This is a genomic window from Paenibacillus sp. IHB B 3084 (genome assembly GCF_001447315.1).
GTDB lineage: Bacteria > Bacillota > Bacilli > Paenibacillales > Paenibacillaceae > Paenibacillus.
Window position 1 is genome coordinate 2,085,436 of sequence record NZ_CP013203.1, and the last position, 25,020, is coordinate 2,110,455.

21 protein-coding genes, 1 pseudogene and 1 riboswitch are annotated in these 25,020 nt (G+C 47.4%); of the genes and pseudogenes, 9 read left to right on the forward strand and 13 right to left on the reverse strand.

Annotated elements, in window-relative coordinates; genetic code table 11:
- Positions 1 to 26: 26 nt before the first annotated feature.
- Positions 27 to 1,456, reverse strand: a pseudogene (locus ASL14_RS09810) (sensor histidine kinase).
- The gene (locus ASL14_RS09815) at positions 1,456 to 2,130 is read right to left on the reverse strand and encodes a response regulator transcription factor (protein WP_134911442.1); all 675 of its coding nucleotides are present in this window, start codon (positions 2,128 to 2,130) and stop codon (positions 1,456 to 1,458) included. Before ASL14_RS09815 ends, ASL14_RS09810 begins: the two are co-directional and overlap by 1 nt.
- A 152-nt stretch (positions 2,131 to 2,282) precedes the next feature.
- On the opposite strand from ASL14_RS09815, the gene ASL14_RS09820 reads away from it, so the two are divergent.
- Positions 2,283 to 4,046 (forward strand): alpha-glycosidase, encoded by a 1,764-nt coding sequence (locus ASL14_RS09820; protein WP_134911443.1) that lies wholly within the window; start codon positions 2,283 to 2,285, stop codon positions 4,044 to 4,046.
- Between the two features lie 138 nt (positions 4,047 to 4,184).
- Positions 4,185 to 5,561 (forward strand): tetratricopeptide repeat protein, encoded by a 1,377-nt coding sequence (locus tag ASL14_RS09825; protein WP_134911444.1) that lies wholly within the window; start codon positions 4,185 to 4,187, stop codon positions 5,559 to 5,561.
- A 79-nt stretch (positions 5,562 to 5,640) separates the two neighbouring features.
- Here ASL14_RS09825 and ASL14_RS27345 read toward each other — a convergent pair whose 3' ends face one another.
- Complete coding sequence (locus ASL14_RS27345) at positions 5,641 to 5,793, reverse strand: hypothetical protein (protein ID WP_187644946.1); 153 nt, start codon at positions 5,791 to 5,793, stop codon at positions 5,641 to 5,643.
- A 407-nt stretch (positions 5,794 to 6,200) separates the two neighbouring features.
- Here ASL14_RS27345 and ASL14_RS09830 point away from each other — a divergent pair, with 407 nt between their 5' ends.
- The 3 genes from ASL14_RS09830 (at position 6,201) to ASL14_RS09840 (ending at position 8,449) form a co-directional block, all read left to right on the forward strand.
- Positions 6,201 to 6,641, forward strand: coding sequence for an alpha/beta hydrolase (locus ASL14_RS09830; RefSeq protein ID WP_223264277.1), 441 nt, complete (start codon positions 6,201 to 6,203; stop codon positions 6,639 to 6,641).
- A 62-nt stretch (positions 6,642 to 6,703) separates the two neighbouring features.
- Positions 6,704 to 7,087: a MerR family transcriptional regulator gene (locus ASL14_RS09835; RefSeq protein WP_134911445.1), complete on the forward strand. Its 384-nt coding sequence runs from the start codon at positions 6,704 to 6,706 to the stop codon at positions 7,085 to 7,087.
- Positions 7,088 to 7,345: 258 nt separating this feature from the next.
- Positions 7,346 to 8,449: a WG repeat-containing protein gene (locus tag ASL14_RS09840; protein WP_134911446.1), complete on the forward strand. Its 1,104-nt coding sequence runs from the start codon at positions 7,346 to 7,348 to the stop codon at positions 8,447 to 8,449.
- 71 nt (positions 8,450 to 8,520) lie between these two features.
- On the opposite strand, the gene ASL14_RS09845 is transcribed toward ASL14_RS09840, so the two are convergent.
- From ASL14_RS09845 to ASL14_RS09855, 3 genes are all read right to left on the reverse strand, one after another.
- Positions 8,521 to 8,844, reverse strand: a complete 324-nt coding sequence (locus tag ASL14_RS09845) for a hypothetical protein (RefSeq protein ID WP_223264278.1) — start codon at positions 8,842 to 8,844, stop codon at positions 8,521 to 8,523.
- 366 nt (positions 8,845 to 9,210) lie between these two features.
- Complete coding sequence (locus ASL14_RS09850; protein ID WP_044646264.1) at positions 9,211 to 9,876, reverse strand: methionine ABC transporter permease; 666 nt, start codon at positions 9,874 to 9,876, stop codon at positions 9,211 to 9,213.
- A complete protein-coding gene (locus ASL14_RS09855) occupies positions 9,873 to 10,895 on the reverse strand; it encodes a methionine ABC transporter ATP-binding protein (protein WP_134911447.1) in 1,023 nt (340 codons plus the stop codon). Before ASL14_RS09855 ends, ASL14_RS09850 begins: the two co-directional genes overlap by 4 nt.
- 383 nt (positions 10,896 to 11,278) lie before the next feature.
- On the opposite strand from ASL14_RS09855, the gene pdaA reads away from it, so the two are divergent.
- Together pdaA and ASL14_RS09865 are read left to right on the forward strand one after the other, a co-directional pair.
- Entirely contained in the window at positions 11,279 to 12,076 is a 798-nt protein-coding gene (pdaA, locus tag ASL14_RS09860; RefSeq protein ID WP_134911448.1) for a delta-lactam-biosynthetic de-N-acetylase, read from the forward strand.
- A 127-nt stretch (positions 12,077 to 12,203) separates the two neighbouring features.
- Positions 12,204 to 12,518 (forward strand): hypothetical protein, encoded by a 315-nt coding sequence (locus ASL14_RS09865; protein ID WP_420873697.1) that lies wholly within the window; start codon positions 12,204 to 12,206, stop codon positions 12,516 to 12,518.
- Here the strand turns inward: ASL14_RS09865 and ASL14_RS09870 are convergent.
- A complete protein-coding gene (locus ASL14_RS09870) occupies positions 12,482 to 14,182 on the reverse strand; it encodes a glycoside hydrolase family 13 protein (protein WP_134911449.1) in 1,701 nt (566 codons plus the stop codon). The genes ASL14_RS09865 and ASL14_RS09870 overlap by 37 nt on opposite strands.
- Positions 14,183 to 14,401: 219 nt before the next feature.
- On the opposite strand from ASL14_RS09870, the gene ASL14_RS09875 reads away from it, so the two are divergent.
- The gene (locus ASL14_RS09875) at positions 14,402 to 15,493 is read left to right on the forward strand and encodes a hypothetical protein (protein WP_134911450.1); all 1,092 of its coding nucleotides are present in this window, start codon (positions 14,402 to 14,404) and stop codon (positions 15,491 to 15,493) included.
- A 265-nt stretch (positions 15,494 to 15,758) separates the two neighbouring features.
- Here ASL14_RS09875 and ASL14_RS09880 read toward each other — a convergent pair whose 3' ends face one another.
- The 6 genes from ASL14_RS09880 to ASL14_RS09905 all read right to left on the reverse strand — a co-directional run bounded on the left by ASL14_RS09880 (position 15,759) and on the right by ASL14_RS09905 (position 23,261).
- Positions 15,759 to 16,547, reverse strand: coding sequence for an SDR family oxidoreductase (locus ASL14_RS09880; protein WP_134911451.1), 789 nt, complete (start codon positions 16,545 to 16,547; stop codon positions 15,759 to 15,761).
- A gap of 17 nt (positions 16,548 to 16,564) precedes the next feature.
- On the reverse strand, positions 16,565 to 17,722 hold the full coding sequence (locus tag ASL14_RS09885; protein WP_134911452.1) for an SMP-30/gluconolactonase/LRE family protein: 1,158 nt from the start codon (positions 17,720 to 17,722) through the stop codon (positions 16,565 to 16,567).
- Positions 17,723 to 17,753: 31 nt separating this feature from the next.
- Positions 17,754 to 18,767: a zinc-dependent alcohol dehydrogenase family protein gene (locus tag ASL14_RS09890; RefSeq protein ID WP_134911453.1), complete on the reverse strand. Its 1,014-nt coding sequence runs from the start codon at positions 18,765 to 18,767 to the stop codon at positions 17,754 to 17,756.
- A gap of 398 nt (positions 18,768 to 19,165) precedes the next feature.
- A complete protein-coding gene (locus ASL14_RS09895; protein WP_134911454.1) occupies positions 19,166 to 20,227 on the reverse strand; it encodes an EAL domain-containing protein in 1,062 nt (353 codons plus the stop codon).
- Between the two features lie 271 nt (positions 20,228 to 20,498).
- Positions 20,499 to 22,604 carry a bifunctional 2',3'-cyclic-nucleotide 2'-phosphodiesterase/3'-nucleotidase gene (locus tag ASL14_RS09900; protein WP_134911455.1) on the reverse strand — a complete coding sequence of 702 codons (2,106 nt, stop codon included), beginning with the start codon at positions 22,602 to 22,604 and terminating at the stop codon, positions 20,499 to 20,501.
- 222 nt (positions 22,605 to 22,826) lie between these two features.
- Positions 22,827 to 23,261, reverse strand: a complete 435-nt coding sequence (locus ASL14_RS09905; protein WP_134911456.1) for a pyridoxamine 5'-phosphate oxidase family protein — start codon at positions 23,259 to 23,261, stop codon at positions 22,827 to 22,829.
- A gap of 266 nt (positions 23,262 to 23,527) precedes the next feature.
- A riboswitch (TPP riboswitch) is annotated at positions 23,528 to 23,637 on the forward strand.
- A 193-nt stretch (positions 23,638 to 23,830) separates the two neighbouring features.
- On the opposite strand from ASL14_RS09905, the gene ASL14_RS09910 reads away from it, so the two are divergent.
- Entirely contained in the window at positions 23,831 to 24,877 is a 1,047-nt protein-coding gene (locus ASL14_RS09910) for an ABC transporter substrate-binding protein (protein WP_134911457.1), read from the forward strand.
- The last annotated feature ends 143 nt before the right edge of the window (positions 24,878 to 25,020 follow it).

Genomic DNA, 25,020 nt, shown 5'->3' on the forward strand with positions numbered 1-25,020 from the left:
AGTTTAAAGCCAAGGGAACTCTTAGTTTAAGTTTTGTTTAAGAAACGGATTTGTGTCCCGGCCGATGAACTGACAATATCCCTCTCCAGATTCATTTCACGGGCCAGTAATTCTGTAATCGCCAAGCCAATCCCGGATCCTTTTTCACTGGATTGCTGCTCCATTCCCGGTCCTTTATCCGCAATGACTAATGCCTCTTTCCCGTTAAGTTCCTCTACATGGATACCAATATATCGGCCTGAGGCAGCATGGCGAACTACATTTTGAAAGAGATTGTCCAGCAAACGGCGGAAGCCCTGCTCGTCGACCTTCCACACGATACTATGCTCAGGCAAGTCGATATCCACCTCCAAATCTTCCTTCTCCCAAACCGGATACCAGCTGGCCGCACATTCCCGCACCAGCCGCAGGATATCACGCGGTTCGTTATTCAATGTATATTTGCCGCTGGAAAGAAGATTATAGGCGAGCAGGTTGTCGATCAGGCTTCCGAGGTCTTTTAACTTGTTTTCCATCAGTGTAATAGACTGCCTTCCCCTGTTACTCAGGTTTTCGTCGTCCAATGAGTACAGATGGCTGCGCACGACGGTAAGCGGTGTCCGGATATCGTGTGACAGATCGGCGACCAGCCTTTTTCGCAATTCTTCCTCTTGGCGCTCACGTCCTCGACTCTCGGCCAGTTGCTCAACCATCTGGTTGAACGCTTCCTCCAGCTTGCCGATTTCATCCGGTCGTCCGGTGCTGACGAAAATGGGTAATCCATCCTCTCCCCTCTGCGACATGGCTGCCTGAAGCCGCACCAGTCTGCGCCGAATGCCTCCAAAAAACAGGAGAGATACGAATATAAATGCTGCGAGTATCAGTAAAATAAAAAAGAGATAGTACAGTGCCATGCTATTGTCCGTACGCGACTGATCAAAAAACGAACGAGGAACTTTCAATACCATATAGCCCTGATCGGCGTTCTTCTGGCCACCACCAATAAATGCGACTACAGTAAACGGCCCCTGATAGCTTGCTTGTTTCATGAATGTAATAGCTTGCATCGCGTCCCAATGCTCTGGAAGGTCTGGTTGTGTCGGCAACTCCAGCCTTGTTTTCCCCGCTGCATCCACCCAAAATATCTGTGAATCGGGAAACGTATTTCCCTGTATTTTTTTAAATGGGTTGAGATTTGCTCCGGGGTGGCTCCTTTTAAGGCTACAGCTTCACGATGCCAGCTATCTTCGGTCCGTGAACTGGAGAGATAATGTGAATTTGCAGGCTTCATATCCGTAACCCAAGCAGACAAGACACTACTTACAATTAACGTAGCAGGTAACATAATCGGCAATAGCATCATAGCAACCACAATAATGACCAGATAGCGGAACAACAGTGAACTGCGAAACCGACCTCCCTGACCTGGCCTGGAGCTGCGACGCAACCTCGCCCAACTCTTGCGCGTCCTGCTCATTATGCTTTCACCCGATAGCCTACGCCACGGATCGTCTCAATGATGCGGGGAGTGGCAGGATCAACCTCCAGCTTTTCGCGCAGATGTCGAATGTGGACCATTAAGGTTTTGTCCCCGTCGATATACGGATCGCCCCACACGGCTTCATACATTTGCTCCTTCGTCATAATCTGGCCCAAATGCCGCAGCAAATAAGCAAAAATATGATATTGCTTGCCTGTCAGCGCAATTTCTTCCCCGGTATCACGGTTCACAATACGGTTATCGGGAGGGTACACTGTCAGATGTCCCAACTGCAAGGATTCCTCGGGCACCGTACCTGATCGACGCAGCAAAACCTCCATACGTGCAATCAGCTCGTCCGGGTGAAAGGGCTTCGTCACATAATCGTCGGCAAAATCCAGCCCTTGCAGCTTATCGTCAATGGAGGTTCGGGCGGACAGCATAAGAATCGGAAGCTCCGGCCGCTCCTTCTTGAGCCTTTTTCCAATCGTAAATCCATCCAGACCGGGCAGCATCACATCCAGAATCACAAGCTGGCATGTATGGGATGCTTCCACAGCTCCATCCCCGCTGCGCAGCCACACCACAGCGTAATTCCGCTCTTCCAAATACCGATGCATCCAAGCGCCGATATCCTGATCGTCCTCGATGTATAACACATTTGTTTTCATTCACGCACACCTACTTATCGTTTTTCTTTTATAGTAATGGGCATTATAGCATTGATGGTACATAACCCGCATAAAAAGGTTAATAACTACCTTATACGACATATGCTATATGATTTCAAATTCTACTGCTTGCAAAATAGGAGGAATACCATATGCTGCTGGAAGCGATATACCATCATCCGAAGCGCAATTGGGCTTTTGGTTATGATGATGCAACCCTATTTTTACGGCTTCGTGTGAAGAAAAATGACCTGACCGCCGTACACGCTCTAACCGGAGACAAATACGACTGGGATCGCACCCGACAGCTCATTCCGATGTCCAAATTCGCCACCGACGGCAGATTTGATTACTACCAATGTACCGTAAAGCCCACTCACCGCCGGCTGAAATATGGATTTTTGCTGGAAGACGAAGAAGAACAACTATGGATGAACGAGAACGACTTTACCACCCAAGAACCTCAAAATGCAGACAGCCTGTTCCAATACCCGTTTTTGAATCCAATTGATATTCTCAAACCACCTGCATGGGTGAAGGATGCGGTTTTTTATCAGATTTTCCCGGAACGCTTCGCAAACGGTGACCCCTCTATTAGCCCGGAAGGTGCCGAGGCATGGGGCGACACGCCGCGAACCGACAATTTTTTCGGCGGCGATCTACAGGGGATCATAGATCATCTGGACCACCTGAACGAGTTGGGGATTAACGCCCTGTATATGACTCCTGTGTTCAAGGCGACGACCAATCATAAATACGATACTGAGGATTATATGGAGGTGGACCCGCATTTTGGGGACAAGGAGACGTTAAAAAAACTGGTGGATGCCTGCCACGACCGGGGAATCCGGGTACTGTTCGATGCAGTGTTTAACCATTCGGGACGTACCTTTAAGCCGTTCGTGGACGTACTGGAAAAAGGCGAAGCCTCCCCTTACAAGGACTGGTTCCACGTACATAGCTTCCCGCTGGAAGTCGTTGATGATACACCGACCTACGATACCTTCGGGCTGGAGCCGATGATGCCCAAGCTGAACACCGAGCATCCCGAGGTGAAAAAGTACCTGCTGGATGTGGCAAAATATTGGATCGAAGAGATCGGCATCGACGGGTGGCGGCTGGATGTGGCAGATGAGGTGGATCACGCCTTTTGGCGGGAGTTCCGCACCACGGTCAAACAGGCTAACCCGGATGCGTACATTCTGGGTGAAATGTGGAATGAATCGTCTGAATGGCTACAGGGCGACCAGTTTGATGCGACGATGAATTATCCGTTCACTTACGCGGTGAATGATTTTTTCGTCAAAAAAGAAACCGATGCCCAAAGCTTCGCCTTTGCCATCGGACGGCAGTTGGCCCGCTATCCGCAGCAGGCATCCGAGGTTGCCTTCAATCTGCTGGATAGCCACGACACGCCGCGCCTCCTGACGCTGTGTGGCGATGACAAGCGGCTGATGCGGCTGGCCGCTCTGTTCCAGTTCACGTACATGGGCGCGCCCTGCATCTATTACGGTGATGAAATCGGTCTGGATGGAGATGCCGATCCAGGCTGTCGCAAGTGCATGGAGTGGGACCCTGACAAGCAGGACCGCGAGCTGTTCGACTTTTACCGCAAGCTGATTGCGCTGCGTAAGGAGCACCCGGCGCTGCGTGCCGCGGGAAGCCTCACTTTTCTGGAGGCAGAGCCGGAGGGCACATCCCTCGCCTACGAACGCAGCAGCGAGGAAGAGGTGCTGCTCGTGCTGCTTAACCGTTCCGGTAAGAGCCACGTGTTTGAGCTGGACATTCCCGAGCAGGAATGGGAATTGGCTTTTGGCGAAAGCCAGTGGTCCGCAGGAGCGAAAGGCTTCCGCGCCGAGCTTCCACCCTACGGCTACGCCGTGCTGAAGGCAGCGCCTGCGAAGCGGGTGGAATAGACGCTCTCCTTTTAATAAACGGAGTAGTCTCATCCCTTGAGGCTACTCCTATCTACATACAAACATTCCCAAAACGGTGGTATAATATGTTCAGATAAACGCTGATTTAGCATCCGGATTGTGAAAGGGGTGGTTCATTTGGAACATACAACCACGATACGCACAGAGCTGGAGCAATTCATGGCACGAGAAGACCTAAGCATTATCCAATTTTGCGAAATGGCGGATGTAGAAACGGAAACAGTCCATGCTATTTTGGGCAAAAAAATGCCATTCTCGGTAGAGCAACTGGATCGGGTTACATACGGTATGCGACTGAATCCAGGCCATTTTTATGAGCATTACATCGAAGAATATCTGGTCGAATCCTTACCTGATTGTCGTCACATTAAACCTTTTTTATACCGATGTGAAGAACTGGGCAAGCTGGAGTGTATTCGGCAAACCAGCTACTTATGGTTGGATAACACGAATTACGCCCCTCTGTTGTTCGAAGTAGCTGAGGATTTTTTTATACATGACAAACATGCCGCCGCAGCCCTGCTCTACAAAAATATCGTCAAAAGGGAGGGAGGCCGACGTTCAGAACGACTGGCCTTGTGCCAGTATCGCCTGTTTATTCTTGGGCTGGGACCCGATAAAGAACAAAACGTCGATGCTGCTAACCGGGTTTTTCCACTTTTGGATCAGCTTGATGATATAGACCGACTTGACGCATTAAGAGAACTGGCGATTGCCTATATCCAAAGGAAATTGTGGGATTTAGCCAAGGACCTGGCTCAGGATATGGACGATGAGGCTAATTTTCAATACCTTCTTATGCACCAGCCCAATATGGTTAATCAGGAACCACTCAAAAAGCCACAAAGACCGATGTTCTTTTATATGGCCTACTCTAACTATCTTCGTGCGAATATTTGCGAGGCCCAGGGAGACTACAAGCAAGCCCTACAATATACGTACGCGTATGCTGATCTAAGCTGGGTGAAGGAGACGGATGAGGAAACACAATACTGGCTGAACAAATGCAAAGAATGGGCACGCTCCAGTATATGTTTATATAAAATGCTAACCGGAGATGTAAGCGCTATTTTGGATTATGTTACATGCATTGAGGCTTCACAAACGGAGCTAATACCGGGTTTATTTAAAATCGTCAGAGCTGCCAATCAGCAGGATATCAAGGTAGATTATTTTCTTAAAAAGTTCGAAACAGACATTACAGCCTTTATGGCGCGGGAAAAAGCTATCGTTACGTATACGCACAAGATCACGCCAGATTTATATATTCTATTTCTGCATGAGCTGGCTCACTATTATTTAAGCAGAGGAGCCTTTGACCTTGGCTTTAGCTATTTAATCGACGGCTTGGACAAATCCCTGGAAGTCGACAATAAATCGTATACGATCAAATGTATAGGGCTATATGAACGTTTTCGCTTATTTGCTTCCCGTGAGACTGATGCAGAGTATAAGAGGTTAATGACCGGAATGTACTTGAAAGATGATGAATAGCATGCTTTCAGGCTAAACTCAAACAACGCGCGCTGATTATGTACTGGTACGCGTTGTTTGCATAGCTTTTTTTATCTGATTACTTATTTTGAATATCTGTTCTTACGACCCCGACATCAGAAGCATTGATAGAAATGGGGTTGCCACCTTGTCCTGTCTGAGCTGAAGAAGATTGTTTGACGTCTACCGAAATTCTTTTATTTTTAAAACCGCTTCGTCTCTTTCTTCCCAAAACAATTACCTCCTTAAAATACATTGATTTTCCTTTAAATCTCTCATTTGCGAGTCCCCTGTTCAGACGGATATAAACCATCCTTGAGTCGATCTCAACTGCGAAGAGATATGTTATATGAATATGCTAGAGTAGGAGAAGTTGTATCGGCGAATAGCAGATCATAGAGAAAAGAGGCTACGGATTGAAAAATATTAGGTGATTGACCTTGTAGTATACTTCAACGTTTATGCTTGATCTAAAGGATGGAGGTCTTACATCATGAGGACACTTGAGATCGCTGTGCTGCTGCATGGAACTATGAATCATTTTCGCTTGCAAATGCTTCCGACCTATCTTGTTGCATGGATACTTATCATCGGATTCATCCTTAGAATTACCAGGAACCCATCTAAAGTGCGCATGTATTGCCTGCCTTCTCCCTCCCTGAACCGACGGGGAAATATGCCATTGGCACCATTTCGCAGCATTTGACCGATCAAAGCCGTGACGAAACCCTCAGTGCGACACCGGGCGACAAGCGGGAATTGATGATCAATGTCTGGTATCCTGTTGATCCCGATGTAGCAAAGCAAAAGCCGAAAGAGCCTTACCCTGCTGAGCTGGGAGAAGCCATCAGTCTTGTGTTCGGGATACCGAAGCAACTGTTCAGTTACCTCACAACGATTCCTACACACGTCGTCCAAGGTGCAGAAATATCAAACGCTGAGGCAAAATATCCGGTGCTGCTGTTCTCACCCGGTATCCGTTCTACCCGATTTCAGAGCATGACGGCTGTGGAGGAGCTGGTGAGTCATGGCTATATTGTAGTGTCTTTCGATCCCACATATACGAAAAAGAGATCATAGCTGTTTCTGATATAAAAAGTAGCAATTTTACTAGAAAATCGGAGGTTCAGGCATGGGAGGGAATGACACGGGGCGAGCTGTCACAGCGTACCGGATTGAGCATGGCAACCATTCGTTATTACGAGAATAATGGTGTTTTGCCTGCTCCCAAGCGGGCTGCGAATGGATACCGCATATATACGGATGACTATCTGGTAAAGATCAAGTTTATTAAAGATGCCAAATCCTTAGGATATTCACTTAAGGAAATACAAGAAACGCTCCAACTGCTCAGTCAGGAGATGGACGAAACCACATTGAGGGAAATTGTTCAAAAAAAGATTGTTGAGATTGAAGCCCATATAGACACGCTGCATACCCTGCAATCGTTACTGTTGGGCTTGCTTAAAACCCCTCAGACCGATATCCAAAACTATTTGAAATCATTTCATATCCCTGATAAATAGGAGTTCCGGATTCCAACAACATGCGAACAGGCTGCCTACAAGCAGCCTGTTTGTGCACGTTATTTTCTAAGCATAGAAGCCGTAAAAACACATCAACTCTTTTCATCCGGCACTAACACGAGATCGAATTACCGTTCACATCATATTTTTAAGCAGTCTAATATAAAAAACACAGTATAAAGAAACTTATTTACAAATTGTTCGTCTATATCCATGGAATTATTTTCTATAAAATGGAACCCATGAAGGAGCATTGAAATGAAAAAAAAGGTAGCATTAGCTTTACTACTGTTATGTACTGCATTCACAACGACCAGCACAGGCTTCGCATCTAGCAACACGCCAACTCTTGAAGTTTCTCAAACACCTCTCGATTATAGTATGGTTATACCTGAAAGTGACGGGAACTTTCATGATGGCTTGCTATTTGCGGAACAATCCAACGGCTCGCTCGTGTACTATAACGCGAAAGGGAAAGAAGCCTTTACCCTTCCCGACTATATTTCACCTGTCAGCGATTTTAACGAGCAACGTGCGATGGTTAAAAACAATAAAACGAATTTGTACGGCTTCATTAACACGAAAGGACAACTGGCTATTCCTTGCCAATATACAGATGCAGGTAATTTCTCCGAAGGCTTGGCCCACGTAATAACAGCAGATAACAAAAGCGATTTCCTCATCGACCGAACAGGAAAGACCGTTACCCGTTTGACGCAAAAATATAGTTCAGATTATCATTTCACATATGGCTTGGCTTTGGTATACAATCCAAAAGGCGATAAAATCGGGTTTATCAATAAAAAAGGACAATTAGCTATTCCTTATCACTATGCCACTTCCCGTGGATTTTACGAAGGGCTGGCTCTGGTTAAAAGCAGTAAAGGAATGTATGGGTACATTGATACGACAGGGAAAGTTGTTATTCCTCTGCAATATAAATCCGGGGGCGATTTCTCCGAAGGGCTGGCTGCCGTGCAAAACACCAAAGGTCAGTGGGGCTTTATCAATAAGCTGGGAAAGAACGTTATTCCTTTTCGGTATACGGATGCAAATTATTTTAGCGAAGGTTTAGCCGCTGTTTATAATCAAAACGGCAAAGTCGGTTTCATTGATCCCAAAGGAAAATTGGTCATTGGTTATCAGAAATATACCCGAGCCGAGTCTTTCAAGGAAGGCATTGCCCTCGTGGGTGTTGGAACGAATTCTGACGGTAAGTTCGGCTACATTGACCGCCAAGGCAAGCTGCTGACCAAACTTCAATATTTGAATATATCCTCTTCTTTTGCAAATGGCTACGCCGTGGCATCGAAAGAACAGGGTATTGCATTTCTCCTTACCAAGCACTTACCTTCAAAGTAAATCTTATAACTCAAAGGTGCGGAAAGCATAAAGCCGCGCCTTTGAGTTGTTTACTGCTGCTTTCAGCCTAATTAATCGTGCGTATAAAATTTTACTCCTGGCAGGTCTGCCGCCTTCCACGACCAATTGATCGTTTTACTGTTAAAATTAGAAGTGCCTGCCTGTGCAACCTGTACTTCTTTCAATGCTGTAATGGATGAACCTTTAGGTCTGACCACCACCACGTGACCATGACCTGTCTCTTTTTTGATACCGATTGTTGGATAACCGAGGTTGGCCCTTTTTTGAGCGTCGCTGAATGTGACAGCATACCAACCGGGAGCTTTTTTATTACTCAATGCATCTGCCATTTCATTAGCTAAACCACCAGGCAGGGCGGCCGACATCTTCTTCATTACATCTTGTGCAAATTCGTTACAATGAGTAACACCCCCTTAGGTAAATAATTGGATTCAACATTTAAAGAGTCAATTGCTGCTGCATAGGTTTTGGCGGTTCTCTCCATATTTGTTTCCCCCTAAAATAGTATTGAAGAGATGCGATGGAGTCGCTGTACATCGGAATGGCTCCACATTCATTGGATGTCAGCATCATTTCCCCTCCACTAATATAAGTAACTACAGTCCTTCCCTAACAACCGCAAGTCAAAATATAAGAACGATCTTTGCTTCTCTCCACGTGCCGGGCTTTGTCGTCCGCGACGAAAAAACCCGCCAATATTGGCGGGTTCACAACTAAAATCCATAAATTCATTATAAAAATCAACCCCTGCGCACTTTACGGGACAATAGGTTACCCAAGGACTGAACAACTTGTACAAATACAACAAGAATTACGACGGTAATGAGCGTAACGACCGTATCGAACCGCTGATAACCATACGATATCGCCAGATCGCCAATCCCGCCCCCTCCGACTGCGCCTGCCATGGCAGTGGCTCCAATCAAGCCGATTGCGGCTGTCGTTAACGACAGAATGAGGGAGCTGAACGCTTCGGGGAGCAAGAAGTAACGAATAACCTGAAAAGGGGTCGCTCCCATCGCGTCGGCTGCCTCCAATATGCCTGGATTAACCTCCAACAGCGAATTCTCGACCAGTCTGCCGATATATGGCGCAATATAGAAAATCAATGGTACAATCGCCGCGCTGGTTCCAATCGATGTATTCACAATCAGACGCGTCAACGGAATGATCGCTACCAGCAATATGATAAACGGCAAGGAACGAACAATATTAATGATCGGATTAAAAATGCCATAAAACCATTTGCTCTCCAAAATCCCGCCCGGACGGGTAATGACCAGCAAGATACCGATAGGTATACCGATTAATGCGCCAATAAACAGCGAGATACTGACCATGAGCAAGGATTGATATAAAGCTTCCCACAGTTGATCCCAGGTTATAGAGGTTCCTGTAATCATCATATGGCCTTCACCTCCTGAATGTTGACCCCTTTACTCTTGATAAAATCAACAGCCTGCTGGACAGCATGCTCCTCCCCGCGCACCTGGATTGTCATATAGCCAATGGTCGTCTCTTGTATTTCCGTCATATTGGCAAACAAAATATTGACATAGACCTCATGGTGCCGTATCAATTCATGGACCACCGGCTCGGAAGCAGCCTGTCCGATAAATTCCAGCTTGTAAATCCGCTGTGCTTCTTGCTGTTCGAACGTTTGCAGTACACTATCCGGCACCGTATCGTGAATAACCGTACGCACAAAGCTTTGCGTTGTCGGGTGCTGTGGCTGTCCGAATACCTCCAGCACATTGCCTTGCTCGATGATTTCACCCTTTTCCATCACAGCCACCTTGTTGCAAATCCGCTGAATGACTGACATCTCATGCGTGATGATCAGAATGGTGATCTTGTATTCCTTGTTGATTTTACGAAGCAAATCCAGAATCGACTGCGTGGTCTGCGGATCAAGTGCCGAAGTGGCCTCATCACAGAGCAGAATGGAAGGGTTGCTTGCCAGCGCCCGCGCAATGCCGACACGCTGCTTCTGTCCGCCGGACAGCTCACTCGGATAGCTGTTCGCCTTATCGGACAAGCCTGTGAACTCCAGCAACTCTTTTACCCGTTGCTCAATCTCCCGTTTGTTGCGCTTGAGCAGCACTAGCGGAATCGCAATATTGTCGAACACCGTTTTCGACTCCAACAGATTGAAATGCTGAAAAATCATTCCGATCTTCTTCCTTACCTTCCGAAGCCCCGATGTCGAATAAGTATTCAACCGCTCTCCTTCGACAAGAACTTCCCCGGTGGTGACCTCTTCGAGACGGTTAACCAACCGGATCAGCGTACTTTTACCTGCGCCGCTGAATCCGATAAAGCCAAAGATATCACCTTTATCCACTTTGATATTTATATTTTTTAACGCTTCTATGCTTAAGCCTTTTCTTACATAGGTTTTGGATACATTTTTGAGTTCAATCATTACTGGGAGCCCCTTCCGTTCCGACCTCTATTAATTTGTCTTCCAGACCTGTCAATGCGGATTCTGCCAACTCTAGCAACAAACGTACAGGTCAATTTTTGCTTATATCCAAATCCGAGTAATGAAGTATGTTTTAAAAAGTATACTACTTGGAATTAATATTCATGTCAATATGAGTTTTTTAATACACATTATCATTTACGTTCCTCTTCTATGAATTAATATCATACATATCTCATTAAAAAACCAGGTTTTAAGATTAGAGGGAATTAAAGCCACTCTTCCCATTAATTCATATTGCATAAAAAAGAACCGTTTTGCAGAATCTATGGAATATGCATACACACCTTACCCGAACGGGACGGAGAAACGGAGGAACATAGATGAAGCGAATATTTGCCTTATGGTTATGCACTGCGATGGTTGGCATGTTGGTAGTTACGAGTCAACCCGCACTAGCTACGCAGGCTGTTGACGGACAGCCTTATCATTTTGGATTTAAAAAAAGCAAAGGAGGCGAGCTGCCTTCCATCGCGCAAGAGGGCTTTATGCACCTGATCGAAAGACAGGGAGGCATCTTTCTGGGAGATACGACCAAAAAAGAACTGTATCTCACCTTTGACAACGGCTATGAAAATGGATTTACCCCCAGAGTGCTGGATGTATTGAAGGCTAAAAAAGTCCCGGCTGCCTTCTTTGTGACCGGGCATTTTGTAAAAGACCAGCCTGCCTTGATGCGCCGTATGGCCAGCGAAGGTCATATCATCGGGAACCATTCGTGGAGCCATCCTGATATGAGTACAATTTCTTCGGCACAGATCCGGTCGGAACTAGATAAGGTACGAAGCGCGTCGGCCGAATTGACCGGACAAAAAGAAATGAAATACGTCCGACCGCCACGCGGCATTTTTAGCGAAAAAGCCTTGACTTCCTGCCGGGAAGCCGGATATACAAGCGTATTCTGGTCTGTGGCTTACAAGGACTGGGATACGAATATCCAGCAAGGTACAGACTATGCCTATCGTCAGGTCATGAATCAGCTCCACCCCGGAGCGGTCATTCTGCTCCATTCCGTGTCCAAGGACAATGCCGAAGCGCTTGGTTCTATCATTGACGAAGCTCGCAAGCAAGGGTATGAATTCAAAAGTCTGGACGACCTTAAGGTCAAACATTACCACTAGAGAAGCATCTTAATCCGGTAAGTCTTGTATGTACTAGCCCGATCCCACTGCCTGGTATAGACAGTGGGATCGGGCTTTTTACTTTACGCTCAAAGAAGGGTTTGGATATAATAGATCGGACAAATATTTGGAGGACGCCTCGGCCCGCCCGATCCGCGACATGCTGCCTGTGCTTCCTGAACGTTTTCATTCCTATGCCCTGATTGGCGGGAACGGTTCACTGATAACTGTGACTCATGTAAAAGCCTTCTTGCCGGAAGTGGCGGAAGCCCTGCTTGCACTCCTGGAGGAACATCAAACCACCTATCTGATCGACAGCGATCGGGATTATGCCTATACAGGCGCAGCCAATCACCCTATACTCAACAATCTGGATATCGGCAAGCGGGCGCAAAAACTGCACGCCTATTCCAAGCTTAACTTATACACTCTGGCTTCATAAGGACGCAGCTTCAGGGCGTTCAGATTCTCCCCTTTTACCGACTCGTAGTTGGACAGAAGCAGCTCTGCTTTGGCGGCAGGATAGCCCTCCTCCTCAGGCCAGTGGAATACCGGGTTACGACCAAAAAAGTTCAAAATAACTAGCAGCTGCTCCTTCTCCAACGTGCGGGTAAACACATACAGCTCGGTATCCAGCGGCAGCAGCAGCTTATATTCACCATAAACGATTACCTCAAGCTGTTTACGCAGGGCAATCAGCTTGCGATAATAGTGAAAAATCGAATCCGGGTTATGTCTTTCCGCTTCAACGTGGATATGCGTGTAATTATCGTTGATTTTCATCCACGGCTCTCCATCGGTAAACCCGGCCGCACGCCCTCCATTCCACTGCATGGGTGTCCGCGCATTATCCCGGCTTTTTCTCCAAATTGCCGCCATAATCTGCTCTTCCGGTTCGCCCAGCTTCCGCTGCTGCTCATAATAATTCAATGTCTCCACGTCCCGGTAATCATCAATCGACGAATACGCGATATTCGTCATGCCGATTTCCTCGCCCTGATAAATGTACGGCGTACCTTCAAGCATATGTGTGAAGGTTGCCAGCATTTTGGCCGACTCCACTCGGTACTGTCCATCATTCCCGAATCGCGAGAGGGCGCGCGGCTGATCATGGTTGTTCAGATAATTCGCATTCCACCCCTCCTGATGAAGCACCGTCTGCCATCGACTCATAATTTTTTTTAACTCTACCAGTGTCCACGGCTTGGATTTCCATTTTTCTGTTCCCTGTCCCTGGGCATCTATAAACATGTGTTCAAACTGGAAAACCATATTCAGCTCATGCCGCTGATCTCCCACATAATCGAGTGCCTGTTCAGGACCCAAACCCGATGTTTCACCGACGGTCATTAAGGGGTACCGCTCCAGTACTCTTTCATTCAGCATGCGAAGAAGCACATGCACTTGTTCCAAATTGGAAAAGAGCTGATAGGCCCGTACCAATGTCCGTTTCTCGGGATTATCGGCATCCGGCAGCCCTTCGGCTTTGACAATATGGGCTATGGCGTCAAACCGGAAGCCATCGACTCCCTTTTTCAGCCACCATTCCACCATGCGGTACAATTCAGCGACCACTTCTTCATTGTTCCAGTTAAGATCCGGCTGATGCTCGGAATACAGATGCATGTAATATTCGTCTGTAAGCTTGTCATATTTCCACACAGAACCGGAAAAATACGATTCCCAATTGTTTGGATATCCGCCATTTTTGCCTGTTCGCCATATGTAGTAGTCCCGTTTCGGATTATCCTTGGACGAGCGTGATTCCGTAAACCACGGATGCTCATCCGATGTATGATTTAAAACCATATCCATCATAATTTTAATGCCTCGTTCATGCGCCTTGTGAAGGAGTTTATCAAAGTCTTCCATTGTTCCGAACTCATCCATAATGGCATAATAATCGCTAATATCGTAGCCGTTATCATGATTGGGTGATTTATACACCGGACAAATCCAGATGACATCAATGCCCATCTCACTCAGATAGTCCAGCCTGGACAGAATGCCTCGCAAATCTCCTTTTCCGTCTCCGTCCGAATCCTGAAAGCTAATCGGATAAATCTGATACACAACGGCTTCCTTCCACCATATCTTTTTAGGCATGTTTCCCTCCTGTAGCTTCTCTGTACATCCAATAGCATATGCTCTTAACATACACGCAATACCTGCTGGCGAATCGTTTGTATAATGGGGAGAAGGGAGATTGAAAAAACATTTTTAAAAACAGGTTGTAAAAGTTACTCCGGCGTTACCTATAAATATGAACCACCCTATCTATGAACCAGAAGCGGTCCCATTCTCTAAATCAAAGGAGGAAGTCACATGAACCATCGCCTTAAAGAACCAAAGGATCTGATTGTGGAGTCGGCTGTGATCCCACCGAATATCAATGTGGATGTGGAATCAGCCACCGAAGGAGGAAAGCGCCGCCTGATGCTTAGCGATAACCCGGAGACGCTCACCCCCGTGACTGTACCTGCCCGGCAAGCTACCCTGTGGCATGATGTGGTGCGCACGACAAGCCGGACGGTCAAGCATCGCATTTTCGGCTGGCATTACAACAAAATCGGCGGACCCGTCAAACTGGGCATCACCGTAGAGAATAAAAGCGATGCTGCGCTGGAAGTACGTCATATCGAGCGAGCTCTTGAGATTGCGCCTGAGGATGGTAACTGGATTATGGATGTCGGGCAGTCGATTGCCAAAAGCTGTTTGGCAGGTACGATGAAGCGCTTGAAGCCAGTAGACCGTCATAAATTTGGCAAAGGCACAGCGCTGCTGGAAGAATTCGAACTTCCCGAGGGGTCCCTTGCCGGATTCACCTATGACTTCACCGTAGAATATGCCGAAGGCCACGGTACGCTGGATTATGTCATTCGCACTGTGGTCAGCAAGGATATACAGACCGACCTGCGCGGGATTCATGCGGAGCCGCTACCACCCGTACCGCCGCCGCAGGCACATCCGCGCGGTGCATGGTCCTTTTCCGAAACGAACGCGCAGATGCCGGAATACGTGGTCGGGCAAAGTGCCAACTACCGGACATGTGCCACCAAAAAACTGGACGGTAAGACTCCCGCCGATCTGCTGTTTACCGGGACCCGCAGCGAGTTGGGCCCTGCACTTGATAACCGCGGACAATTCGGTGTTATCTATAACGCAACCATTCCCATCGTTAACGATGATGACGAGGAACGTACGGTCCGCATCTACGCCAATCCGCGTGGCGGAGCGTTCGCCGGGTCTGTGCGTGTGGATGATCGTGTATATGGTATCCCTCTGCTACGAGATAATACCAAGGTATGCCGATTGGCTGATATCAGCGTCCCTCCCGGCAGATCCAGCTATAATCTCAGCTTCATGGTCGCCGGCAGTGCAACTACGCCGCTAGGTCTGTACGTTATTACACTATAGCTGTGCTCACGATGACTGGATGAGCGAACGTGGGGCCAAAATTTTCACAGGATATGGTCTGCGCTATAGTAAATGGAGCTGTCACGCTTCGTCATTAATGTAAAAAAGCGCGAGTGCAAGGGTTATTCCCCCTGTAGCTCGCGCTTTTTGGTTCATGCTCACCCAATTGAGCAGGTTATGGTCAAGCGAAGGCACGTAGTCCTCTTCGCCGCCATACCGGCATCGGCGATGACCATACCCGGTTTGTGTCAGAATAAATATCGCTCTATTTGAACCGCTGGACCTGCCTCGAAGGCATAATGGTCAACTCTGGAATATTGACATGCTCCGGCTGCTCCAGTGCATAAAGGGCAGCTTCTGCAACATCATCGGGATGCAGCGGCAAAACGCTCGAAGCAAACGCCCGAATTTCCTGCTCGGGATATCCGGCCACCTGCGAAAATTCCGTCGCCACCGCCCCGGGGTGAATCGCAGTTACACGAATTCCTTGTGTACTGGTCTCCAAACGCAATGCGGAGGCTATGGCGCTAACGCCGTACTTGGTAGCGCTGTATAGTCCTCCTCCGGCAACCACTTCCTTCGCTGCAATAGAGGAAACAATGACAACATCCCCCTTGGCCTGTTCCTTCATTGGCTGAAGTCCGTACTTCAATGTCAGGACAAGACCGTGCACATTCGTCTTGTAAAGCTCCTCCCATCTTTCCAGATCCACTTCTGCCAGTGGGCTTCGATACCCGAAGCCGGCATTGGCAACGATAATGTCAAGCCGCCCCCAGCGTTCAAGAATGGCGTGGACCGCCTGCTGTACGTCTTCCGCTTTTTGGATATCGGCAGGTATTGCCATGACCTCGTACAATTCCTCTTGGTGCAAGTCGCGAACCAGTTCGTCCAATCGCTCCTGACGGCGTGCCAATACAGCTACATACGCGCCTCGCTCTGCCAGTTTTTTTGCAATCGATGCCCCAATGCCGCTACTTGCGCCTGTTACCAAAGCTACTTTCCCGGCCAGGCTTTCCTTCGCTTTCCAGGATAATTTCAACTCATCCAATATCATGTTAAACCCTCCCAAGCTTATTTGGTTAAAAGCACGCGATGAACACCCTGGCTGCCTCCAGGAGCTGTACCTATATATAAATATCCGTCATGGTTTACAACCGTGGTTACCCCATAAACCGAGCCTTCAGGATCATGCCAGCTTCCGATGAGTTTACCCTGCGGATTAAGCTCCACAGCAAGCCCATGCTTCACAGGTGCGCTTGCACCGCTGAGCAGCGATTGAGGCAATTTGGCCATCATTCCAGCCAGCCACGGGCTTCCATGCATCTGATCTACAAAGGGAATACGTGTCGTGAAGAGACCGACCCAGAAATGGCCTTGATCATCACGCGTAATGTTATCCGGAAAACCGGCGAGATTATCCGCAAAAATATCCGAAGTCCCCTTCTTCGGCCCTTTGAGCCAGTATCTGGTCAATTGGTAGTGATACGACTCTGCCACAAGCACAAAATCTTCGTCCGCAGACAAGGCAACCCCGTTCGCAAAATAAAGGCCTTCCAACAGAACTGTCGTCTGCTTGGTCGCCGGATCATATTTCAGCAAACGTCCATGTGGCTTGTTCTCGGCGATTTCTTTGAAGACTACACTGCCATAATTGGAGGTGTCAGAAAAATAAATGGTACCATCTTTGGCAATATCCAGCTCGTTGGCCAAATAGATCGGTGTGCCGTCGACTTGATCGGCCAACACCGTCACGTTTCCGGAAGGATCTACCGATAGCAGCCCCTTCTTAACATCCGTAACGATCAGATTTCCACTTGCGTCAAACATAAGTCCATTGGGCGTTCCTTTGGTATCTGCATATAGCTGGGCCTTTTGCGGATTGCCCTTTGTATCAAAGGCAACCTTATAAATTTCCCCGTCGGAGTCTCCAGTATATAAACTTCCTTCCTTGTCAAAGGTGATAAATTCCGGAAACTTAGGGGCATCTGTAACAAGCTCTGCGGAGCTGAGTTTATTGTTTTGTTGCCATGGACCCGCTTGTTCAAAAGAGGGGGCCGAAGGTGCAAGCCATTTTGCAGGCTGGACAGGGGAAGGGATGAGCATAAAAATAACCACTCCCAGAAGGATTACCGCCAGCAGCGATAATCCGGTTCTGCGTACCCATTTACGCGGTTTCTTATTCTTTCTTCCTTGAGAATCTTTGACAGACAAATCAGGTTTACTGGGCATTAGAGTGCCTCCTATGTGATGTGAATTATATTTATATTTGAACGACGATTTTACCGAAATACTGTTTTCCTTCAGCCAAAAGTGCGAAGGCTTCGCCGATTCGGCTGAGCGGGAATACCCGGTCGACGACAGGATGTAAACGATGGCGGGAAATGGCACGATTCATGTTTTCGAAATGTTCCCGGTTACCGACTTGGCTGCCGCGAATCGTCGCAGCCTTCTGCAAAATGCTGGTGACATCGAACTCAGGAATGGTCAAGCCCGATAAGAATCCGACCATGCTCACAGTCCCTCCGGTACGAAGTGCATTGATGGATTGCGCCATTGTTGCCGCTCCCCCTACATCCAGGACATGGTCGACTCCGCCGCCTGTCAGCTCCAGGGCCACCTTATCCCACTCGGGAACTTCCGAATAGTTGATTGTCTGCCATGCGCCGAGAGCTTTTGCCCGTTCCAGCTTGTCATTGCTGCTCGATGTGATAATTACCCGTGCTCCCGCCATCAGAGAGAATTGAAGCCCAAAGATGGAAACACCGCCTGTTCCTTGCAAGAGCACCGTATCCCCCGCTCGCAGCCCGCCGGATTCCATCAGCATGCTCCATGCGGTTAATGCCGCAATCGGCAAGGTGGAAGCCTCCTCCCAAGAAAGGTGATCCGGAATGGCGACGACCCCTTCTTCATGCAGAACGATATATTCAGCCGCCACTCCACTGAGCGGGCCTCCCAGACTGTCCTTTAATACCTCCGCTCTCGTGCTCCCGCCAATGAATTTCTGTTGTAAATTTCCTGCTACCCTTTGTCCAATCTGAAATTTTGTCACCCCTTCGCCCACAGCTACAATTTCACCCGCTCCATCGGATAACGGAATGAAGGGAAATTGAATGCCGATCGGCATTACTCCATTGAGAATTACCAAATCCCGGTAATTTAGGGACGCTGCCCTTATGCGGATCAGAACTTCCAGCCGTCCCGGCACCGGTATGTCAAGTTCCGTCAAGGTTAACTCTTCAAAGCCAAAACCGTTTTTCAGTTGCACTGCTTTCATTTTGGTTGTCCTCCCTGTAATGTTAAACTTTTTACCTAGTATGGATACGGTGTATTACACAAGAAACACTGTTTCTTATATAATACACTGTATCCAATTGTATTCAAGACGTCAATCTTTACTTTAAAAATAAAAACGGTCGTAAACTGCCTCCGGGCTTTTAACGTTCCTTACCAAGTAAAATTGGAGACTGGGTGGCTTCGCTTGTCCAGAACTTGCTCAGGTGGGCAAGCATGACCAAAAAACGCGAGTTGCAGGGGTGAAATAACCTCTGCACTCGCGTTTTTTTACATTAATGGTGATATAAGCGCTGTCCAATAGAATTGGAATTTGCTTATGCGACAGCCTTATTTAAGCTCCAATTTTTATAAACTACGTCTCCTTAAATTTGTTCCTGACTATATTACGCTACTAAGCATAAAATTGGGGGGCGGACTCGACTCCGGCTTGCCAAACAAATAACCCTGCGCCAGGGACACACCTGCTTCACGACAAAATTCAAAATCCTCCATCTGTTCAACGCCTTCAGCCAGTACCTGGCCGCCAAAACGAGAAGCCGATTCCACGATCCCTGTAATTTGTCGCTTCTGATCACTGTTGCGATAACAGCCATCAATTAAACTGCGATCAATTTTGACATAATCCGGCTGGAGACAGTTCATCAGCTCTGTCGTAGAATAACCTGCCCCCACATCGTCCAGGGCAACCGAAACTCCTCGATTGCGATATTGATCAAAGATATGATGCAAAAAATTAAGGTCGTCTATCTCTTCCGTTTCTACGACCTCAAACACAAAATCCTTCCTATTCATGGATAACCGATCAATCGTCTCAAAAGTGTGATTCAAGCAATAAGCCGGATTATAAATGGTGGAAGGGAGAAAGTTAATAAAACGTTTAATTCCCGCTGAAAGACATGTTGCACTTTTTTCAATAGCGGAAATACGAGCCGAGCGATCCAGATGAGCATGCAAGCCAGCTTCACGGGCGATTTCAAACAGCCGGAAAGGCTGAAAAGGTCTCTCTGCATGTGACGGACGCAGCAAAAACTCAAACCCGATAATATTCAGCTTGTGGTCAACAATAGGCTGCATATGGCTGGAAAAGCTTTGATCCGCAATAATGTCCATGACATTCGGATGCTTGATTCGGGCTTGCAGTTGGCTGAATGGAAGCCAATCCTCATACCCTTCGACATGAAACGTTCCGGTCACCACAACCTCCATATGTAACAACCATTCCTTCGGCAGAAGAGCCAGTCTGTCCATCCATTGCTCCAGCTCTAAAGGACTGTCATAGCGAAACGCAATGTCGTCCTCGCTCCCTTGTTCCTGTTTCATTTGTTCCGACAGCATACCCAAGTTGTCCAACGCTTGAGTAAGCGATACCCTGGAATGCCTGATTTTTAGCAACCCCTGGTCCTTAATAGGTAATATGATGCTGCAATTGCTGCAAGTCATAATGGTCCTCCTCGGAACAATTTTCCGGTTTTTTCACCATTATATCACAAATAACTAGAACAAAAGTACTATGTAATTATGTGTTTTCACAAAAAATAAGGTTATTTCCGGCTACAACCTAGGACTTAAGTGTATATTCGACAAAAAATCAAAGTCTTTCGTACCATTTATAAATTCAAGAACTTTATCCGTGGAAACAAAAAGCAGCAAATCTCTCAGCTACAGAGACTTGCTGCTTTATTCGTTTTAAATGGAAGCCCAAAAACAGAACTTATTTGGAAGCCTTTGGCTTGGTTGTTTTAGCTGGTTTAACCACCGCAGGTTTGGTTGCTTTTACGGCAGGCTTCGCTGTTGCTTTCGCTGGAGTCACGGTTTCCTTTACAGGTGTCGTTGCTGCATTGGGCTTCGCGCCAGCTTTAAGACTATATTTAGCAAAGCCGTCAGCCGCGCTGCCGAGGAATGAAATTTGCTGGTTTCCGGCAAGCACGTCTTTGGCATCAGGCGAGGATTCGAAGGTAATCTTTGCCTCACCGAAAGGAGCAATAGACCAGTTGCCATCCGCAGCCGGATTAATCGTTCCGTTCGTACGGATGTAATCAATAACGACCTGGCGGCTTTCGTCCGGTGCTGCCATCACAATGCGTTCGCCATCCGGATTTGCCAGTTTGGATGAGGAAGCACGATAGTTGTTGGTCGCTACGATAAATTTCTGCGCAGGATCAATTGCTTTCCCGTTGTATTGTAAATCCTTGATACGATGAGCAGAAGGATCAATAACGGTTCCCTTGGCATCATATCGTGCAGGCTGAGTCACATCAACCTGGTAATTCACACCGTCAATGACATCAAAATTGTAGGTAGGGAAATCTTTGTTAATCAGCGATTGTTCCTCGGTTTTCTTTGGATCGATACGGTTGAACTGGCCCGCAGACCATTCCAGCCATTCCTGAATTTCAGCACCGGTAACTTCTACGGCCTGAACCGTGTTCGGGTACACGTACAGATCGGACACGTTTTTAATGGCTATCGTGCCTTCAGGAATGCTGGTATAATACTCGGCACCGTTTCGACCACCAGCCTTGAATGGGGCGCCAGCCGACAATACGGGAAGATTTTCGTATTCGGTCCCTTTAAGATGGTTTTGTACATACCATTTTTGTGCATTCGTCACAATCTGAATGGATGGGTCATCCTGCACTAATGCAAAATAACTGTTGATCGGTGCGGTCGTGGTTCCCACCGGTTGACGAACATAATCCAATGTTCCTTTATGTTCGTCCTGGACCGCCTCTGTCAGTTTGAATTCGGGTTTGATCTGTTGCACCGCTGGATTGGTAGTATTCACAACCGGGCGCACTTCCGACTGAGAGTTGGTTACATTCCACACGCGGTTTTTCTTTTCAAGGCTCAGGTCAATAATGCCCAGCTCCTTGCCCCATGAGGAAGCTTCTACAGCCGGTACGCCATTAATGGTTCCTTTATCCAGGTCTACACCGCCCATTCCTTTAAAATCAGGGCCGGGGAAAGATTTATGCGCGTGTCCAAATAAAATAGCGTTAATTCCGTCTACCTTGCTCAAATATTTAACGGCATTCTCCATCAATGGAGTTTGCGGTACATCCTCATAACCTGTGTGTGCCAGCACAATAATAATTTCAGCACCCTCGGTTTTCATTTGAGGAATAAACTTTTTCGCCGTTTCCACAATATCCTTGGTAACGACTTTGCCCTTCAAATTACTTTCATCCCACTGCGTAATTTGTGGTGTTACCAAGCCAATCACGCCCACTTTGAGTGAATGAACTTCACCCTTTTCATCCGTCACTTCTTTATCCAGAATGCGATAAGGGGTAAAATAATTTTTAGTACCTTGGCCCCCATCATCGTAATACACGTTCGCATTTACGTAAGGGAAATCAGCTCCCTTGAGCGATCTTTCCAAAAAGTCGAGACCATAGTTAAATTCGTGGTTCCCCACCGTAGCCGCATCATAGTCCATCAAGTTCATCATCTTGTAGACCGGATGGACACCGCCTTCTTTCTCGAAGGTTTTGCTTCTGGCCATATAATCACCCAGTGGATTGCCCTGCAACAAGTCGCCGTTATCGAACAACAGGCTGTTTCTCTTTTCACTGCGCGCCTGCTGGATCAGTCCGGCTGTGCTAATCAAGCCATATTCGTTCGTTTCCTTGTCCGCATAGTAATCGTAATTCATCAAGGCCGCATGAATATCCGTTGTTTCCATGATCCGCAAATTCACTGTAGCGCTATCCTTGGATTCGCTGGCAGCCCAAGACGGAGCGGCTGAAAACACCAGCATACTACAGGCTACGACGGCTGCTGTAAACCCTTTAAACCATTTTTTATGAAATAACAAAATATATCCCTCCTCATTAAGGTGTAGGCCTCATACACATACTTTTGCACATATATGTAAGTTTAGAACCCACCATTTCTATTTTAATCCAACGCGGGACAAAAGAGTAGTCATTTACCCTATTTATTTATGAAAAAATAATTAATTTTTCGCAAACATAAAAACCAGCAAGCCTCCCAAAAAACTCGGAGAATTGCTGGTTTTCTCATACTCTATCCGTTTCTATTTTTCCCACACCTGACGTCCGGTTTGCTTGCCCACATACTCAATTCGAGTCGGATTTACATCCAGAATGACATAATCGGGGTCATCCGGGCCAGAAAACCATTCCTTCAACGAATCATTCCACACTTGTTTGCGCAATCCCTCGTCAGCCGTTACACGGACAGTCGCCTCAACCTCTACGACTTCCTTTGTACCGCCAACCTCATAGCCCAGCAGCAGATAAGCGTTTGGGTTGTCCTTGAGCTCCTCCACCTTATGTGTTTTGCGATCTGTCGCCAGATGGATGTTCAACCCTTCGTTAAAAAGAGCCATATAGCGTACCTTCGGCTTGCCGCCCTCTACCGTACCCAACGAGCAAAATTTGTTGTTATCCAAAGCCTTTACAATGGCTTGTTCCAGTTGGCTGCGATCCAATGTTTCCGTTTTACCCACGGTACAACAACTCCTTTTCGCAAATTAGAATTCCTTTGAAGGCCTATGCCATGATCCAACACCAGCTCATCAAACCATACCTGCGTAGCTATTCTGAAAAACAACTTTAAGCGATTGAATCATGGTCATTTTCAGAACAAAGCTCACAGTAAAAGTGTACCCTGTCGTTTGGAAAATGAACCGCCACTTCTTCCTATATGCTGGACAGACCCGCCTTCTAGGCATATAATCGTCGTAGTAAACCCGAATGAATAACCCATTCGACTATACAATGCCAGGGGTGCTGGAATAGGCCGGCTGAGAGTGTGTCCCAAGACACTGACCCTTACAACCTGATCTGGGTAATGCCAGCGTAGGAATGCTTAAGCAAGATGCGCCTTTTCTTTGACCAGGCCCATCCCTTACTTTGGTATATACATGCGCAAGCGTCCCGGAACATCGGGGCGCTTTTTTTGTTGAAGATGATGTTGTTGGAACAGATAGCGTCCGGCAGAAGTTATTTTTGTGAAATGGGAAACATAAGCTGTCTGATCCGACGGATTACGGGTAATAAAGGAGAGAACTCAACGATGAAGCGCATGAAAATGTTAAGCCTCGGGCTGATCAGCCTGTGGTTAATGGCCCTGACCCTGACCGCCTGCGGCGGAAGCTCCCCCTCTGCCCCACAAGGCGAGACTCCTGCCGCCAACACCCAATCATCCTCCCCGACAAAGGGACTCAAGGACGTTAAAGTCGTGCTCGACTGGACGCCAAATACGAATCATACGGGCCTCTATGTCGCCAAGGACAAAGGATTTTATGAAAAAGCAGGCTTGAATGTCCAGATCGTTCAACCCGGCTCAGGCGGAGCCGATCAAATGGTTGCTTCCAATGCTGTACCTTTTGGTATCAGCTATCAGGAGGGCGTCACACAGGCTCGTACGCAAGGGGTACCGCTCGTATCCATCGCTGCGGTCATTCAGCATAATACATCAGGCTTCGCAGCCCCGGTTGACCGCGGGATTAAGAGCCCGAAGGATTTTGAAGGTAAAACCTACGGCGGCTGGGGTTCGCCCGTAGAAGAAGCGGTCATGAAATCCATCATGGACGCAGACAAAGGTGATGTAAGCAAGGTGAAGATCATCAACATGGGCAATGCCGATTATTTTACAGCCGTGAAGCGGGATATCGACTTTGCCTGGATTTTCTACGCATGGACCGGGATTGAAGCCCAACTACGGGGTGAGCCACTGGATATGCTGTATGTAAAAGATTATTCCAAAAGCCTGGATTACTATACACCTGTCATCGTGAGCAACGAACAGACCATTAAAAATGATCCTGAGCTGGTCAAGTCCTTCATGGACGCAACCGCTCAAGGCTATGAATATACCATCGCTCACCCGGAAGAAGCCGCAGATATCTTGACCAAAGCGGTTCCGGAGCTGGATAAAAAGCTGGTGCTCGCCAGCCAAAAATGGCTAAGCCCACGTTATCAGGACGATGCCACCCAATGGGGCGTACAAAAAGCGGAGGTATGGAAAAACTACTCCGACTGGATGTATGAGCGCAAGCTGCTCAGCAAACCCTTGGAAGTCGATAAAGCCTTTACCAACGACTTCCTGCCCAAGCGTTAATCATTTTGTTAAAACGCTAAATGTGTAAAAATTCCACACCAACAAAACCCGATAATATGTTGCTTTTAAGGTGGTTGGCAGCGCAGCGGTTCATTTGAATCTGAAGAAGCGCAGCGTTCGCCTTTGCCGTGGGATTCTCACCT

What these genes read in the sequence shown, in the direction of transcription:
- ASL14_RS09890 (WP_134911453.1), bottom strand. Translation starts at nt 18,767, where the DNA reads ATGAAAGCAGTGCAACTGAAAAACGGTTTTGGCTTTGAAGAGTTAACC.
- ASL14_RS09870 (WP_134911449.1), bottom strand. Translation starts at nt 14,182, where the DNA reads ATGCCTAAAAAGATATGGTGGAAGGAAGCCGTTGTGTATCAGATTTAT.
- ASL14_RS09910 (WP_134911457.1), top strand. Translation starts at nt 23,831, where the DNA reads ATGAAGCGCATGAAAATGTTAAGCCTCGGGCTGATCAGCCTGTGGTTA.
- ASL14_RS09845 (WP_223264278.1), bottom strand. Translation starts at nt 8,844, where the DNA reads ATGAAGAAGATGTCGGCCGCCCTGCCTGGTGGTTTAGCTAATGAAATG.
- ASL14_RS09885 (WP_134911452.1), bottom strand. Translation starts at nt 17,722, where the DNA reads ATGCCCAGTAAACCTGATTTGTCTGTCAAAGATTCTCAAGGAAGAAAG.
- ASL14_RS09820 (WP_134911443.1), top strand. Translation starts at nt 2,283, where the DNA reads ATGCTGCTGGAAGCGATATACCATCATCCGAAGCGCAATTGGGCTTTT.
- ASL14_RS09815 (WP_134911442.1), bottom strand. Translation starts at nt 2,130, where the DNA reads ATGAAAACAAATGTGTTATACATCGAGGACGATCAGGATATCGGCGCT.
- pdaA (WP_134911448.1), top strand. Translation starts at nt 11,279, where the DNA reads ATGAAGCGAATATTTGCCTTATGGTTATGCACTGCGATGGTTGGCATG.
- ASL14_RS09835 (WP_134911445.1), top strand. Translation starts at nt 6,704, where the DNA reads ATGACACGGGGCGAGCTGTCACAGCGTACCGGATTGAGCATGGCAACC.
- ASL14_RS09850 (WP_044646264.1), bottom strand. Translation starts at nt 9,876, where the DNA reads ATGATGATTACAGGAACCTCTATAACCTGGGATCAACTGTGGGAAGCT.
- ASL14_RS09855 (WP_134911447.1), bottom strand. Translation starts at nt 10,895, where the DNA reads ATGATTGAACTCAAAAATGTATCCAAAACCTATGTAAGAAAAGGCTTA.
- ASL14_RS09840 (WP_134911446.1), top strand. Translation starts at nt 7,346, where the DNA reads ATGAAAAAAAAGGTAGCATTAGCTTTACTACTGTTATGTACTGCATTC.
- ASL14_RS09895 (WP_134911454.1), bottom strand. Translation starts at nt 20,227, where the DNA reads ATGACTTGCAGCAATTGCAGCATCATATTACCTATTAAGGACCAGGGG.
- ASL14_RS09875 (WP_134911450.1), top strand. Translation starts at nt 14,402, where the DNA reads ATGAACCATCGCCTTAAAGAACCAAAGGATCTGATTGTGGAGTCGGCT.
- ASL14_RS09880 (WP_134911451.1), bottom strand. Translation starts at nt 16,547, where the DNA reads ATGATATTGGATGAGTTGAAATTATCCTGGAAAGCGAAGGAAAGCCTG.